This is a genomic window from Mesorhizobium sp. M2A.F.Ca.ET.037.01.1.1, from assembly GCF_003998075.1.
In the GTDB taxonomy this organism is placed as follows: domain Bacteria; phylum Pseudomonadota; class Alphaproteobacteria; order Rhizobiales; family Rhizobiaceae; genus Mesorhizobium.
In genome coordinates this window covers 1-15819 of the sequence record NZ_RZSA01000026.1, presented here as the reverse complement: position 1 = coordinate 15819, position 15819 = coordinate 1, and the positions used below count along the sequence as shown (strand labels likewise).

Sequence of the window (15819 nt, the reverse complement as noted above, 5' to 3'; positions counted from 1 at the left end):
GAGATAGCCGGCCTTGCCGCGCGCAAGGCGGCGGCGCGACTGCTGGCCGCCGTCATCGATGCCCGCACGCCGCTCGATGGATTGACCGACAACGAGCACGGCCACCCGCAATACAAGGCGCTGGACGGCCGCGACCGCGCGCTGGTGCGCGCCATCCTGGTGACCGCGCTGCGCCATCGCATGACCATTGCCGGGCTGCTGTCCAGGCGGTTGGAAAAGCCCTTGCCGGCCAATGCCACGGCACTCTCGCATATCCTCAATGTCGCCGCCGCGCAGATCCTGTTCCTCGACGTTCCGGACAGCGCCGCCGTCGACCTTGCCGTCACCCACGCCAAATCCGATCCGCGCACCACCCGCTTCTCCGGCCTCGTCAATGGCGTGCTGCGTTCGCTGGCCCGCGCCAAGGACGCCGAGCTTGCCCCGGCGCTTGCCGCCACCAGCGAGGCGCCGCAATGGTTTGCCGAGCGGCTGACCGCCGCCTACGGAGCCGACAAGGCGCACGCCATCCTTGCCGCGCATCGCCACGAGGCGCCGGTCGATTTCACCGTCAAGGCCGATCCAGCGCTTTGGGCCGAGCGCCTGGGCGGCATCGTTCTGCCGACCGGCACCGTGCGTGTCGAAAAGCTGTCGGCCAATGTCATCGACCTGCCCGGCTTCGCCGACGGCGCCTGGTGGGTGCAGGACACGGCCGCAAGCCTGCCGGCGCGCCTGTTCGGCGAAATAAGCGGCAAACGCGTCGCCGACCTCTGCGCCGCGCCCGGCGGCAAGACGGCGCAGCTTATCCTGGCCGGCGCCAGCGTTACCGCTGTCGACACCTCGAAGAACCGGCTGGCGCGGCTGAAGCAGAATCTCGACCGCCTCGGCCTGACGGCCGACCTGGTCCAGACCGACCTCCTGGATTACCGGCCGGCGGATCTGTTCGACGCCGTGCTGCTCGACGCGCCTTGCTCCTCGACCGGAACCGTGCGTCGCCATCCCGATGTGCCCTGGACCAAGACCATGGCGGATGTCGAGAAGCTCGCCGCTCTTCAGCGCCGCCTCCTTGCCCATGCCGACGGTCTCGTCAGGCCCGGCGGCCGCATCGTCTTTTCCAACTGCTCGCTCGACCCAATCGAAGGCGAGGAGCTTTACCGCGCCTTCCTTGCCGAAACCCCCGGGGTGATCGACGACCCGATCCGCCCAAGCGAGTTCGCCGAGGTCGATCCGTTCCTTACATCTGCGGGCACGCTGCGCACGACGCCCGCCGACCTAATGCTTGAATCGCCGGGGATTTCCGGTCTGGACGGCTTCTTCGCGGCCCGGATGAGACGGGACGGTTGAGTCGTTATCTCGCAAAAACTTGCTGACTTTTTTAGGGATCGGTACCGGCAAAGCGGCGTGAAGCGGTTCACTTCGGCGAAATCCGCCTTCGCATAAGTTCTTGAATCGCATAAGCTTGCGCTTGGGTAATGGGGACATCTGGAGGGCTATTGGCACTTGTTGCCGGCAACACGACGCGTCTATGGACGCTCGTCGCGAAGGAGTTCTGGCGCAAGACGCGCCGGCGTTTGCGCGCCGGTCCGGTCTATCGCTGGCGCTATTCCGGGCGCACGCCCGAACGCGTCCTGATCGCCCCGCCGGATTTGCGGCTCGCCGATCCGCAAATCGCCCTGGAGATTTATTACGGCCGCTACCCGCTGTCCGGCCATCTGGTCGAGACCGGCGGCACCTCGCCCTTTCAGCTCGACGTGCCCAATCGCGGCTGGCAGAAATCGCTGCATGGCTTCCGCTGGCTGCGCCACATGCGCGCCGCCGGCACCGAGCTCGCCGCCGCCAATGCGAGAGCCCTGGTGACCGACTGGATTGCCATGCACGGCAACCAGATTTCGGGCATCGCCTGGGAGCCGGGAACGACGGCCAAGCGCGTGATCGCCTGGCTGCAGCATTCCTCGGTGATGCTGCAAGGCGCCGAATTCCCGTTCTATCGCGCCTTCCTCAAATCGCTTGCCGTGCAGATTCGCTACCTGCGCTCGGTGGCGCGCGAGATGCCGGACGGCGAGGCCAGGCTGCGCGCCCGCATCGCGCTCGCCTTCGCCGCGCTGTCGCTGCCGGCGCCGGCTTCGGCGCTGCGTTCGGCGACGCGCAACCTGGCCGAGGAGCTGGAGCATCAGATCCTGCCCGATGGCGGCCACATCTCGCGCAAACCGATGGCGGTGCTGGAGCTGCTCGCCGATCTCCTGCCGCTGCGCCAGACCTATGCCAACCAGGCCGAGGCGCCGCCGGCGGCCCTGATCGGCGCCATCGACCGCATGTTGCCGGCGCTGCGCTTCTTCCGCCATCAGGACGGCAGCCTTGCCCGCTTCAACGGCATGGGCGCCACCATCCATGACCGCATCGCCACCATCCTGCGCCATGACGACACGGTAGGCGCGCCGCTGCTGCACGCGCCGCATTCCGGCTATGAGCGCCTTTCGATGGGCGGCGTGACGGTGATCGCCGACACCGGCCTGCCGCCGCCGATCGACGTCTCCAACGCCGCGCATGCCGGCTGTCTCGCCTTCGAGCTCTCCTCCGGGCGCCAGCATTTCATCGTCAATGCCGGCATCGATACGTACGGCGCCCCGGAATTCCGGCCGCTGGCGCGCGCCACCGCCGCGCATTCGACCGCCACGATCAACGACACCTCGTCGGCGCGCTTCAGCCATTCGCTGCGGGTCAGCGACCTTTTGGGCTCGCCGCTGATCGGCGGCCCGCAGCATGTGCCCTGCAAGCGCCTCGACCAGAAGGGCATGCAAGGCTTCGTCGCCCGCCATGACGGCTATGTCCAGCAATTCGGCTTCCTGCATGAGCGCGAGCTGAAGCTCGGCACGAACGGCAACGTGCTTGCCGGGCGCGACCGGTTCCTGCGCCCGGGCAATGCCGCGATCCGCAACAACGGCCGCGACTTCGTCACGGTGCGCTTCCATGTCCACCCCGACATCAGCCTGCTGCAGGACGACCACGGCCGGCTGACCCTTGCCGCCGCGCAGGGCGACAGCTGGGTCTTCACCTGCGCCGAAGTGGTGCCGGAGGTCGAGGAATCGATCTATTTCGCCGGCCTGAGCGGCCCGCGCCGCAGCCGGCAGATCGTGCTCGCCTTCAAGGCCTCGGAGATTGCCGAGGTCCATTGGCAGCTGACCCGCACCGCTATCGCCGGCTATCCCGAAAACAACTGAGCCTGCTCGGCAAACGCTGCGTGCCTGATCCCGGATTCACTTGATTTCCGGGGCTCATATGCTAGGGCCGGCCAACGTCCCTTCCAACAGTTCTGAAAGGCCGCCCGCCATGGCCGTGCCCACAAAAAACATTCCGGCGCCGGATCTCGTTCCGGTGCGCCGCGCGCTGCTTTCCGTCTTCGACAAGACCGGCCTGGTCGAATTCGCCAAAGCGCTCGCCGCCGCCGGCGTCGAACTGGTTTCGACGGGCGGCACGGCCAAGACCATCGCCCAGGCTGGCCTCGCGGTGCGCGACGTTTCCGAGCTCACCGGCTTCCCCGAAATCATGGACGGCCGGGTGAAGACCTTGCATCCTTCGGTGCACGGCGCGCTGCTCGGCATCCGCGACGATGCCGATCATGCCAAGGCCATGCGCGACCACCACATCGAGCCGATCGACCTGGTCGTCTCGAACCTCTATCCGTTCGAGGAAGTCCGCCGCTCCGGCGCCGGCTATGCCTCGATCGTCGAGAACATCGACATCGGCGGGCCGGCGATGATCCGCGCCTCGGCCAAGAACCACGCCTATGTCGCCATCGTCACCGACCCGGCCGATTATGCATCGGTGATCAACGCATTGGAGATGAATCTCGGCTCGCTGTCGCTCGACTTCCGCAAGAAGCTGGCGGCCAAGGCCTTTGCCCGCACCGCCACTTATGACGCGGCGATTTCCGGATGGTTCGCAGAGGAGCTCCAGATCGAGCACCCGACGTGGCGCGCGTTCGGCGGCCGTCTCGACCAGGTGATGCGCTATGGCGAGAACCCGCATCAGAATGCGGGCTTCTATCTCTCGGGCGACAGGCGGCCCGGTGTCGCCACCGCCAGGCAGTTGCAGGGCAAGCAGCTCTCCTACAACAACATCAACGACACCGACGCCGCCTTCGAGCTGGTCGGCGAGTTCGATCCGGCCCGCTCGGCGGCGATCGCCATCATCAAGCACGCCAACCCCTGTGGCGTCGCCGAAGGCTCGTCGCTGAAGGCGGCCTACGCCAAGGCGCTGGCCTGCGACCCGGTCTCGGCCTTCGGCGGCATCGTCGCCATGAACCGCATCCTCGATGCGGAAGCCGCGGAAGAGATCGTGAAAACCTTCACCGAGGTCATCATCGCGCCGGATGCCACCGATGAAGCCGCCGCGATCGTCGCGGCTAAGAAGAATTTGCGCCTGCTGGTCACCGGCGGCCTGCCCGACCCGAGCGCGGCCGGCACGACGGCGAAGTCGGTCGCCGGCGGATTGCTTGTGCAAAGCCGCGACAATGCCGTGGTCGACGACCTCGAATTGAAAGTGGTGACGAAGCGCGCGCCGACGCCGGCGGAACTGGCCGACCTCAAATTCGCCTTCCGCGTCGCCAAGCACGTCAAGTCCAACGCCATCGTCTATGCCAGGGATGGCGCGACGGTAGGCATCGGCGCCGGCCAGATGAGCCGCGTCGATTCCTCGCGCATCGCCGCCCGCAAGGCGCTGGACGCGGCGGCAGCCGCCGGCCTCGCCGAACCGCTGACCAAGGGTTCGGTCGTCGCCTCGGACGCCTTCTTCCCCTTCGCCGACGGGCTCTTGTCGGCGATCGAGGCCGGCGCCACGGCGGTGATCCAGCCCGGCGGCTCGATGCGCGACGACGACGTCATCGCCGCCGCCGACGAGCACGGCATCGCCATGGTGTTCACCGGTGTAAGGCATTTTAGGCATTGAGCGATCTTCCCCTTCTCCCCTTGTGGGAGAAGGTGGATCGGCGCGCGGCGCCGAGACGGATGAGGGGTGTTCCAGCGGAGTGAGACGTCGGAAAACTGAAAGATACCAGGCGCTTACTTCTTCCGCGCAGCGATCCTTCCAGCACCCCTCATCCGTCGCCTTCGGCGACACCTTCTCCCACAAGGGGAGAAGGAAACAGCGCTACCGCTTGTCCGCCGGATAGGGCGTCCCCGCCAGTATCGCCATGCCGATGCCTAGGAACAGGATGATCGCCGCCATGCCGAGCCGCGGCGAATCGCTCATCGTGGTGATGCTTGCAATCATGAAGGGCGCCAGGAAGCTGGTCGCCCGCCCCGCCAATGCGTAGATGCCGAAATAGCGGCCGGACTCGGCGGCGGTGACGCTGCGCGCCATGTAGGATCGTGACGAGGCCTGCACCGGCCCGAAGGCGAGCCCGATCAGCAGCCCGTACAGGATATAGGCCTTTTCGGCCGCGGTGCCGAACAGTCCGCCGGAATCGGTTGTCGGCAGCGGGATCAGGCCGAGCAGCGTGAAGCCCGGGCCGGTCGAGACGACGCCGATCGTGGCGACCGACAGCATCACCAGCGAGATCATCACGACATGCTTCGAGCCGAGCGCGGTATCGAGCCGCGCCGCGATCCAGCAGCCGAAGATGGCTACGATGTTGAGGATGATGCCGAACATGCCGATCTCGGTGATCGACCAGTGGAACATGCCGGCCGCGAATGTGCCGCCGAGCGCCAGCAGCGCATTGACGCCGTCCTGATAGATCATGCGCGCAAGCAGGAAGCGCAGGATGCCGCTGCGCTGGCGCACCTCGGCGAGCGTGGACCTCAGTTCGGACAAGCCCTCGCGCACCGCCGGTCCGATCGGGATTCCCTTGGTGGCGTCGGGCGTGAAGAAGAACATCGGCAGGATGAACAGGAAATACCAGCCGGCCGACATCGGCCCGGTGAAGCGCGCATCCTCGCCGAGCTTCGGGTCCAGCCCGAACAGCGGATCGAGGCCGATGAGGGTCTTGCCGGTTTCGAGATTGCCGGCCAGGAACAGCACGACGAAGATCAGCGCCACCATGCCGCCGAGATAGCCGAGTCCCCAGGCTACGTTGGAAATGCGGCCGATCTCCTCCTTCGGCACCAGTCGCGGCATCATGGAATCGTTGAACACGGTGGAGAATTCGGCCGCAACCGAGGCCAGCGAAAACAACAGCACGACCAGGAACAGGTTCGAGCCGGGTGCGGCGAACCACAGCAGGCTGAGGCTGACGATCTTGATCGTTGCGAAGAAGGCGATCCAGGGCTTGCGAGGCCCGGTCTGGTCGGCGATCGAGCCGAGCACCGGCGACAGCACCGCGATGCCCAGGCCCGCCGCGGCGATGCCGTAACCCCAGGCAGCCTGCCCGGCGGTCGGGTCGCTCGCCATGCGCGAGACGAAATAGGGGCCGAAGATGAAGGTGGTGACGACGGTGAAGAAAGGCTGGGCCGCCCAGTCGAAGAACATCCAGCCCCAGATGCCGCGCCCCGATGCCCGCTGCACTGTCTCTACTGCCGCCATGCTGATTCCCTCGGGCCGCTCGCGCCGGGCGCCATGTCTGCATGTTTTCCGGCGGTGGCGCAACAAGCGCCAGTTCCTCGCCCCACGAAGTGGGGAGAGGTGGCTCGGCGAAGCCGAGACGGAGAGGGGAATGCGGCGGGCTGTGGCAGGTTGATCAGTCGAGAAGGGCCTTCGCCCTGCGAAGCCCCTCTCCGGCCGCTACGCGGCCACCTCTCCCCCGCCTTCGGCGGAGGCGAGGAACTTCACATCCCCGTCAGGTCGGTCATCAGCCCGGACGCCACCGACAGCCGCGACACGGTGATGTCGCCGCCTTCGGTCAGCGCCTGCAGCCGCTCGCGGATGCGGGCGATGCGCTCGCCGCCGGCTTCCAGCCACGCCGCGACCGGATCCGCCGCCGCGCCATGCGCCGTCAGAGCCGCCACCGCGATGCCGCGACGGCCGACGCCGATCGTGTCGGTCGCGCGTGACAGCGCCAGCTGGTCGTAGTAGTCGGGCGGCATGATCGAGCGCGCCGCTTCCTCGACGCGCGGGATGCGGAAGGCGTCGCTGACGGCGAAGAAGGCCTTGGCCGCGCTGACGATGTCGGCATTGGCGGTGCGCGCGGTGAGCGCGATGTCGGGGATCAGCTCGGCCACCTCGGCCAAAGCGAGCTGCCCGGCGAGCTTCTCCGGCGCGCCACCCTTGAACAGGCCTTGCCGCCGCTCCTCGATGCGCTCGCGCGAGAAGGCCGGCAGCAGCGAGACGAGCTTCGGCTCGAGCGCCTTGCGGGCCTCCTGTAGCTCGACGATGCGCTGGCCGAGCGGCGCGGAGCCGGCTTCGTTCTTCAGGTACCAGCCACTGGTTACAAAGATGAGCCGGCTGACGGACTGGTAGAGATCGAGCTGGATCTGACCGTCGATCTGGTTGTCGAGCGCGTCGATCTCGCGATAGAGCGCCGGCAGCGCAAAGCCGTCGCGAACCACGGCGAAGGTGCGCACGACATCGGCCGCCGGCCGGCCGGTGGCTTCCTGCAGCCGGTTGACGAAGGATGGCCCACCGCGATTGACGAGATCGTTGGCGACGACCCGCGCGATGATCTCGCGCCGCAGCCTGTGGTCGCGGATTTCGCCGGCGAATTTCTTGGCCATGCGCTCCGGGAAATAGCCCATCAGGTCGCGGTCGAAATGCGGCTCGTCCGGCACGTCGCTGGCGACGATGTCGGAGAACAGCACGATCTTGGCATAGGCGAGCAGCACGCCGAGCTCGGCCCTGGTCAGCGGCTCGCCGCGCGCCTCGCGCTCGGCGAGCGCCGCCGGCGAAGGCAGCGTCTCGACGGCGCGGTCGAGCAGGCCGCGCGCCTCCAGCGCTGTCATGAAGCGGGCCTGATGCGCGATGTCGGCCAGGCCCCGCTTGCGCGCGAGCGACAGCGCCAGCGTCTGCTGGTAGTTGTTGAAGAGCACCAGCGCGCTCACCTCGTCGGTCATCTCGGCGAGCAGCTTGTTGCGCGCCGGCCGCGTCAGCGAGCCCTTGCGCATGGCGGAAGCCAGCGCGATCTTGATGTTGACCTCGACGTCGGAGCAGTTGACGCCGCCCGAATTGTCGATGGCGTCCGAGTTGCAGCGGCCGCCATTCATGCCGAACTCGATGCGCGCCCGCTGCGTGACGCCGAGATTGGCGCCCTCCCCGATGACTTTCGCCCGGACATCGAGCGCGGTGACGCGGATGGCGTCGTTGGCGCGGTCGCCGACATCCTGATTGCTTTCGCCGGAAGCCCGCACATAGGTGCCGATGCCGCCGAACCACAAAAGGTCGACCGGCGCCTTGAGGATGGCGCTCATGATCTCGACCGGCGTCGCCGTGGTCTTGGCGAGCCCGATCGCGGCGGCGGCCGCCTGCGGCAGCGTGATCGATTTCTGGTTGCGCGAGACGATGACGCCGCCTTCCGACAGCTTCGACTTGTCGTAGTCCTGCCAGGACGAGCGCGGCAGGGCGAACATGCGCTGGCGCTCGGCCAGGGAGGCCGCCATGTCCGGATCGGGATCGATGAAGATGTCGCGATGATCGAAGGCGGCGATCAGCCTGATGGCGGGCGACAACAGCATGCCGTTGCCGAACACGTCGCCCGACATGTCGCCGACGCCGACCACGCTGAAGGGCTCAGCCCGGATGTCGCGGTTCATCTCGCGGAAATGCCGCTTCACCGCTTCCCAGGCGCCCTTGGCGGTGATGCCCATCTTCTTGTGGTCGTAGCCGGCCGAGCCGCCGCTGGCGAAGGCATCGTCCAGCCAGAAGTGGTGCTTCTCCGAAATGGCGTTGGCGGTGTCGGAGAAGGTCGCCGTGCCCTTGTCGGCGGCGACGACGAAATAGGGATCGTCAGGGTCGCGCCGCACCACGCCGGCCGGCGGGATGACCCCGTCGACGCCTATATTGTCGGTGATCGAAAGCAGGCTGGAGACGAAGTTCTTGTAGGCCGAGGTGCCGGCCTCGAAGATGGCGTCGCGCCCGGCGCTCATCGGCAGCTTCTTCGGATAGAAGCCGCCCTTGGCGCCGACCGGCACGATGACCGCGTTCTTGACCTGCTGCGCCTTCACCAGACCCAGCACCTCGGTGCGGTAGTCCTGGGCGCGGTCCGACCAGCGCAGGCCGCCTCGCGCCACCGGGCCGAAGCGCAGATGCACGCCCTCGACCTCGGAGCCGTAGACGAAGATCTCGCGCCATGGCCGCGGCGCCGGCAGTCCCTCGACCGCCTGCGAGTCGAGCTTGATTGCCAGCGACTGCCCCTTCGCTTTCGTATCGGCGACGAAATGATTGGTGCGCAGCGAGGCTTCGATGAGGTTGAGGTAGCGGCGGATGATGGTGTCGTCATCGATATTGGGCACCTCTTCCAGCGCGTCCTTGATCTTGGCCTTGAGGTGCTTGGCCGCCACCGCGCCGTCGCCTTCCGCCGTCGGCCCAAGCCGGGCGACGAACAGCGAATGCAGGCCGCGCGCGATCTCCGGATAGCGGTTGAGCGCGGCGGCGATGAAATCCTGGCTCTGCGGAATGCCGGCCTGCTGCAGGTAGCGGCCATAGGCGCGCAGGATGGTGATCTCGCCCGACCACAGGCCGGCGGTCTGCGCCAGGCCGTTGTAGCCGTCATTATCGACGTCGCCGCGCCAGACCGAGAGGAAGGCATCCTCGAACAGCGCCCCGCCATGGGCGAGGTTGATTGGGTTGCCGTAGCTGTTCTCCAGCTCCATGTCGTGGATGAAGACCGTTGCAGCCGGGTCGCCGGCGACCTCGAAGGTGCGCTCGCTGATGACGCGGAAGCCGATATTCTCCAGCACCGGCACGCGCCGCGACAGCGCCACCGGGCTGCCATGGTGGTAGATCTTCAGCGCCGCCTGGTTCGGCTTCTGGTCGGCATGGCGGTAATAGTCGATGGCGATCGGATTGTCGGCGCTGATTTTGGCGATGCGCCCGGCATCAGCCAGCGCCACGGCGGCCGAGAAGCTATCGCGGTAGCTTTCGGGGAACCGCGCCGCGATCGCCTTCAGCGCCGGATCGCTGCCGGCCGCTTCCGCCGCCTCGGAGAGCGCGTCTTCCCAGGTGCGCACGATGTCGCGGATCGCCGCCTCGATCGTCGACTGCTCGATCTTCGGCGTCTTGCCGCCGGAGCGGCCGATGATGAAATGCACGCGCGCCAGCCCGCCTTCAGGAAAGGCCGGGTAATAGGCCGACAGCCGGCCCTCGAAGACGGTCTTGAGATATGCGCCGATCTTCTCGCGCACGACGCTGTCATAGCGGTCGCGCGGCACGAAAACGAGGATCGAAACGAAACGATCGAACTGGTCGGCGCGCACCAGCGCTCTGATCCGCGGCCGCTCGACCAGGCCGAGAATGGCATTGGCATGCTTTCTCAGGACCGGCACCGGAACCTGGAAGAACTCATCGCGCGGATAGCTCTCCAGCACGTTGATCAGCGCCTTGCCGGAATGGTCGTTCGGATTGAAGCCGGACTTGGCGATGATCGTTTCGGCCTTCGAGCGCAAATAGGGGATCTTCATCACCGAGCGCGTGTAGGCAGTCGAGGTGAACAGGCCGACGATGCGCAATTCGCCCGCCAGCGCGCCTTTCGCCGTGTAGGTCTTGACGCCGACATAGTCGAGATAGATGCGGCGGTGCACCAGGGACTTGGCGTTGGCCTTGGTGACGATCAGCGGCTCCGGTCCATGCAGGAAGGCGCGGATCTCCGGCGTCGTCGTCACCGCCTCGGTGCCGCGCCGCAACACCAGCACATCCGGATCCGACAGGATGCCGAGGCCGGGCTTGTCGGCGCGCTCCAGCGAGCCGCTCTCCTCGCCGCCGACATATTTGAATTCGCGCATGCCGAGGAAGGTGAAATTGTCGTCGCGCAGCCATTCGAGCAAGGCGATCGCCTCGGCGACGCTCTTCTTGTCGAGCGGCACCGCGGAATAGCGGAACTCGGAAATCGCCTGGTCGAGGCGGGCGAGCATACGCTTCCAGTCGACGACCGCGGCCCGAACCTGGGAGAGCATCTTGCGCAGCCGTTCGGTAAGGCTCTTCCCCTCCTCCGCGGTCAGCCTCGGAACATGGACGTGGACAACGCTCAGCCGCTCGTGCTCGTCATCCTCCTTGCCACCGTCGCCCAGAACCTCTACGACGCCGGCCTTGCCGTGACGGACGGTAACGATCGGATGGGTGACCAGCGTCGGTTGGCCGCTGCTCTCGGTGATCTCGCCAAGGATGGAATCGAACAGGAACGGCATGTTGTCGTTTACGACGGTGATGACCGTGACCGGTCGGCCGTCGCAGGCAACCCCCGAATCGGCATCGACGGCGACGACGCTTTCGCCCTTCCTGTGGCTGGCCACCGCTCGGGCTGCGAGCTCGCCTGCGCGTTCCAGGTCGGCCGCGTCATAGGCCGCGATATCCTCGGCGGGCGCCCGGGCAAGCAGATAATCGGCAAGCCTTGCCGGCTTCTCCTCCGCTTTCAAGGCGGCGGCTTTCTTCTTCGGCTTGGATTTCACGCTGGCCATGACGCTTCTTGCCTCCCGTCTTATGCTTTTGTGGCTATCGTAGCAGATGACCGCCGTTTCGCGACAAAGGTTTGACGACGCATAAAAAAATTCGAACTGACGCCATCGGCCTGCAAGGAGAACCCATATGACCGGCAAAATAACCGCGCTTGAGCTTGTCCAGGCGGAGCTGAGCGAGTCGACGAAAGCCTATTTCGCCAAATGCGAGGAGAAGCTCGGCCTCGTGCCCAACGTGCTGCTCGCCTACGCCTTCGACGAGAAGAAGCTGCGCGCCTTCACCGACATGTACAACGATCTGATGCTGGGCGATTCGGGCCTGTCGAAGCTGGAGCGCGAGATGATCGCGGTCGCCGTCTCCTCGATCAACCATTGCTATTACTGCCTCACCGCGCATGGCGCGGCGGTGCGTCAGCTGTCGGGCGAGCCGGCGCTGGGCGAGATGATGGCGATGAATTTCCGCGCCACCGATCTGTCGGACCGCCAGCGCGCCATGCTCGAATTCGCCGTGAAGCTGACGGAGGAGCCGGCCAGGATTGTGGAAGCCGACCGAGCCGCCTTGCGCCAGGCCGGCTTTTCGGACCGCGATATCTGGGACATCGCCTCGACTACCGCCTTCTTCAACATGTCGAACCGGGTGGCCGCCGCGGTCGATATGCGGCCGAACTCCGAATACCACGCTATGGCGAGATGACGGCCGCAGGTTTTATATTAGCAACACCGAATTTTTCGTTGCCCGCCGCGTCATTTGGTTCGATGATCAGGATTGCAGTGTGGCTGCATGTCCAGACCTGCGGGATTGCCGCGTATCCACGATTACGGGGTAGCCGCATATTGGGTTGTAGCGCAGCTGCATATCGCAAGCGGCGTGGCCGCGTGCCGGTTCGACGCCGCCGACAAGGGAGGAGAACATGGCGAAATTTCTCTATGTCTATCATGGCTCCGGCAAGATGCCGACTGATGAGGCCGAACGCAAAGCGGCAATGGATGCCTGGACCGGCTGGTACGGCAAGCTGGGCTCGGCCGTGGTCGACGGCGGCAATCCGGTCGGCATGTCCAAGACGGTTCTGCCCAGCGGCAAGGTTGAGAACAATGGCGGCAGCAATCCGACCGCCGGCTACACGATCGTCGAGGCCAGGGACATCGATGATGCCGTCGCCAAAGCCAAGGAGTGCCCGATCCTGATGGACCCGGCCTTCAGCGTCGAGATCGCGCCGATCATCGAGATGATGTAGCGACCAGACCGCGCAACGCTGCACAAGGCGGATTTCCAGCGAGATCCGGGATCGCCTTCACGGCCGCTTGGTTCGGCATGTCGAACCAGGCGGCCTCCGCAATCGACATGCGGTCGGCCCGCCCATGCCGTGGAACGATGAGGCCACACCCTCCCCACTATCGGTCCTGCAACCTTAAGTCGTTGACAGCTTGACGCTTGCGGCTAGTCTTTCAGGAAACAAAATTTCCAATGGGTGAAAGTCGTTCCTGAAAACCAGCTTCATGGGAGCCGTCATGCTGGACCGGATTACCAAGCCCAAGCCTTTTCTCTGTACCCTGACCCTGATGGCGGTGCTTGCCGCGCCTCCTGCCCAAGCGTTCGAAGCGGCGGCCGCCTACCAGCCCATTTTCGAGACGGCGGCCGACAAGACGATCACGCTGACCGGTCACGATCTGAGCATCGATCAGGTCATCGCCATCGCCCGCAACGGCGCCAAGGTCGAGCTCAGCCCGCAGGCGCTGCAACGTTCGGCGGATGCTTATGGTCTGCTGCTCGAAGGTGCAGCCGAAGGCGTCACGATCTACTGGTTCAATCGCGGCGCCGGCGACCAGCGCGAAACCGTGATCTTTTCCGGCGACCCGACCTCGTCTGAAAACATGAAACTTCTCAAGGACCAGCAGCTCGCCCGCTTCAAGGGCGGCGTCAACCGCGGCTACGGGCCGGAGTTGCAGGAGGAGGCGCTGGTGCGCGCCATCATGGCTATCCGCGCCAACACCATGTCCTATGAGGCGGCCAGCCCGCAGCTGACGCACATGCTTGTCGATATGCTGAACAAGCGCGTCACCCCGATCGTGCAATCGCGCGGCACGCTGGGCGAAGGCGACCTCGCGACGCTCGGCAATATCGGAGCGGCCATGGTCGGCGAAGGCGATGCCTATCTCAAAGGCGTCCGCATGCCGGCCGCGCAGGCGCTCGAACAGGCCGGGCTGAAGCCGCTGGAGCCCTTCGCCGCCGACCAGGCGGCGCTAATCAGCACCAACGCCTATGCGCAGGCGCAAGCCGTGCTGTTGCTGGAGGACGCGCGAAAACTGCTGGAATGGACCGATCTCAGCTACGCCATGGGGCTGAACGGCATGAACTCCAGCGTCACGCCGATCTCCGCGCCTGTTCAGTCGATGCGGCCCTATCCATGGCTGACATGGGACGCCGCCCGCGTCATGGACATGATCAACGGCAGCTATCTCTTCGACAACGATCCGGCCCGCATCATCCAGGATCCGGAAAGCATGCGCGCCTCCAGCCAGCGCCAGGGCTCGGCCTGGCAGGCCTGGGCGGATCTGCGCGATTCCGTCCTGCTGTCGATCAACTCGTCGGATCACAATCCGGCGATCCTGCCCGGCTTGACGCCGCAAAGTTCGCCGGAGCTGAGCACCCCGCAATTCATGAAATATTACATCAAGGGCGGATCGCTGAGTAACGGCAAGTCCGGCTATATCTTCTCCAACGCCAATTGGGACCCCTACCCGATGGCCAACCAGGTCGAGGCCCTCACCAACGCCCTGACCAATCTTGGCGTCGCCGTCGCGCAACGCATCGAACGCTTCCGCAACCCCTTCTTCACCGTGGTCAAGCCGGCCGACGTGCTGAAGCCGGACGAGCGCAAGGACATCCCAAGCTTCGACGGCTACCTGCCGACCGATCTGTGGCAGGAACTGGCCGAACTTGGTTCACCGGTGATGCCGAACGGTCAGGCGATCGTCGCCACGGTCGAGGACCTGGAAGCGCAGACCCGCATCAAGACGCAGCGCGCCCGCGACGCGGTCGACGTGTCGTTCCACCTCGTGGCGCAGGACCTGCTGACGGCAAGCTACTGGATGGAGATCCGCAAGGCGCAGAACTCGGAGCGGAAGTTCGGTGCAGCGCCGACAGCCGCGCTTGCGGCGCTGCGCCAAGTAATCCCCTGGCATCAGGCGGCGTCGGAGCGGCCGAAACGACCGCTCGGCATGGTCGCCTACGACTTCATGCAGGAAAACCCGGCCGCGAAATTCTATTCCGGCGGCCCGCAGGCCCCGAAGCCAGCGCCGCTGCCTTCGGCCGGCGTTTTGCCCAAGTAGCTATCGCGCGGCGATTGCCGCGGCGGCGCCCGCCATGGTCGTGGCGCTGACGCGGTTGGCGATCTTCATGGCGCGCTTGCTTTTCAGAAGCCGGCGCGCCTGCGAAGCGGCCAGCACCCAGGCTAGGTCGATGACGACCAACACGACAGCCATTGTCAGCGTCAGCTCGACCCAGCCGACGACGCTGACCGAGGCGAGATCGATGATGGTCGGCAGCAGCGCCAGATAGAACATCATGATCTTCGGGTTGCCGAGCGTCATCGCCATGCCGGCAAAGAACAGTTTCACAGGCGAATCCTCGCGCGGCATCTCGCCTTCCTTGGCCTCGACCGGCGCCGTCCACATCTTGAACGCTAGCCAGGCGAGATAGGTCACGCCAATCCACTTCACGACGACGAAGGCGTAGTGGAAGGTCTGCGCCACTACGGCCAGCCCGAACACCGCCAGCGACAGCCAGATCGCCTCGCCGATCCACATCGCCAGCAGGAACGGGAAGACGTCGCGGAACCCTTTCGAGATCACCCGCGCCACGAGTGCGGCGATCGATGGGCCGGGCGAACCGGCGGCGACAAAGAGCGCGGCGGCGAAGATCAGCAGCGAGGCGAGATGCATGAGAGCGCTTCCTCTTGAACAGGAACAGACCATACCGGATCGCATCACATTTGGCACGCCTGGCAAGATGCGATCGTTGAGCAAGGAGACAATAGCTAGCAGCGCCGGCGCCGCCCCCTCATCCGCCCTTCGGGCACCTTCTCCCCGTAAACGGGGCGAAGGACGCTCTCTGCTTTCGTCAGTCGCCGGCGTTGCAGGATAGGCGCCAGCATGGCGGCCAGCCCTCTTCTCCCCGTTCACGCAGGGCTGTCCGGGGAAAGGTTCGGGTGAATCGAAATGCCGCATGTGCATGCCCCGTAAGACGGGGATTTTCCGTCTACCTTCTGGTTGTCGAGACTCAGAAAGGGAACGGGGCATGCGCTTTACG

The 15819-nt window shown here is 65.7% G+C and carries 9 protein-coding genes; 6 read left to right on the top strand and 3 right to left on the bottom strand.

What is annotated here, in order from left to right; translation table 11 throughout:
* The 3 genes from EOA27_RS02810 to purH form a co-directional block, all read left to right on the top strand.
* The coding region (locus EOA27_RS02810) for an RsmB/NOP family class I SAM-dependent RNA methyltransferase (protein WP_127255398.1) at positions 1-1320 on the top strand (1320 nt) is incomplete at its 5' end.
* A gap of 149 nt (positions 1321-1469) precedes the next feature.
* Positions 1470-3194 (top strand): heparinase II/III family protein, encoded by a 1725-nt coding sequence (locus EOA27_RS02805; RefSeq protein ID WP_126080558.1) that lies wholly within the window; start codon positions 1470-1472, stop codon positions 3192-3194.
* Positions 3195-3303: 109 nt separating this feature from the next.
* Positions 3304-4920: a bifunctional phosphoribosylaminoimidazolecarboxamide formyltransferase/IMP cyclohydrolase gene (purH, locus tag EOA27_RS02800; protein ID WP_127255396.1), complete on the top strand. Its 1617-nt coding sequence runs from the start codon at positions 3304-3306 to the stop codon at positions 4918-4920.
* Between the two features lie 201 nt (positions 4921-5121).
* Here purH and EOA27_RS02795 read toward each other — a convergent pair whose 3' ends face one another.
* A complete protein-coding gene (locus EOA27_RS02795; protein ID WP_126080556.1) occupies positions 5122-6495 on the bottom strand; it encodes an MFS transporter in 1374 nt (457 codons plus the stop codon).
* A gap of 242 nt (positions 6496-6737) precedes the next feature.
* A complete protein-coding gene (locus tag EOA27_RS02790; protein ID WP_127255394.1) occupies positions 6738-11513 on the bottom strand; it encodes an NAD-glutamate dehydrogenase in 4776 nt (1591 codons plus the stop codon).
* Between the two features lie 127 nt (positions 11514-11640).
* Here EOA27_RS02790 and EOA27_RS02785 point away from each other — a divergent pair, with 127 nt between their 5' ends.
* The 3 genes from EOA27_RS02785 (at position 11641) to EOA27_RS02775 (ending at position 14840) form a co-directional block, all read left to right on the top strand.
* The gene (locus EOA27_RS02785; RefSeq protein WP_126080554.1) at positions 11641-12204 is read left to right on the top strand and encodes a peroxidase-related enzyme; all 564 of its coding nucleotides are present in this window, start codon (positions 11641-11643) and stop codon (positions 12202-12204) included.
* Between the two features lie 217 nt (positions 12205-12421).
* Positions 12422-12745 carry a YciI family protein gene (locus tag EOA27_RS02780; protein ID WP_126080553.1) on the top strand — a complete coding sequence of 108 codons (324 nt, stop codon included), beginning with the start codon at positions 12422-12424 and terminating at the stop codon, positions 12743-12745.
* Between the two features lie 274 nt (positions 12746-13019).
* Positions 13020-14840, top strand: a complete 1821-nt coding sequence (locus EOA27_RS02775) for an aromatic amino acid ammonia-lyase (RefSeq protein WP_126080552.1) — start codon at positions 13020-13022, stop codon at positions 14838-14840.
* Here EOA27_RS02775 and EOA27_RS02770 read toward each other — a convergent pair whose 3' ends face one another.
* The gene (locus EOA27_RS02770; RefSeq protein ID WP_126080551.1) at positions 14841-15452 is read right to left on the bottom strand and encodes a LysE family translocator; all 612 of its coding nucleotides are present in this window, start codon (positions 15450-15452) and stop codon (positions 14841-14843) included.
* Positions 15453-15819: the final 367 nt, after the last annotated feature.

Coding starts and splice junctions, on each gene's coding strand:
- EOA27_RS02770 (WP_126080551.1), bottom strand. CDS start 15,452: ATGCATCTCGCCTCGCTGCTGATCTTCGCCGCCGCGCTCTTTGTCGCC.
- EOA27_RS02780 (WP_126080553.1), top strand. CDS start 12,422: ATGGCGAAATTTCTCTATGTCTATCATGGCTCCGGCAAGATGCCGACT.
- purH (WP_127255396.1), top strand. CDS start 3,304: ATGGCCGTGCCCACAAAAAACATTCCGGCGCCGGATCTCGTTCCGGTG.
- EOA27_RS02775 (WP_126080552.1), top strand. CDS start 13,020: ATGCTGGACCGGATTACCAAGCCCAAGCCTTTTCTCTGTACCCTGACC.
- EOA27_RS02790 (WP_127255394.1), bottom strand. CDS start 11,513: ATGGCCAGCGTGAAATCCAAGCCGAAGAAGAAAGCCGCCGCCTTGAAA.
- EOA27_RS02795 (WP_126080556.1), bottom strand. CDS start 6,495: ATGGCGGCAGTAGAGACAGTGCAGCGGGCATCGGGGCGCGGCATCTGG.
- EOA27_RS02785 (WP_126080554.1), top strand. CDS start 11,641: ATGACCGGCAAAATAACCGCGCTTGAGCTTGTCCAGGCGGAGCTGAGC.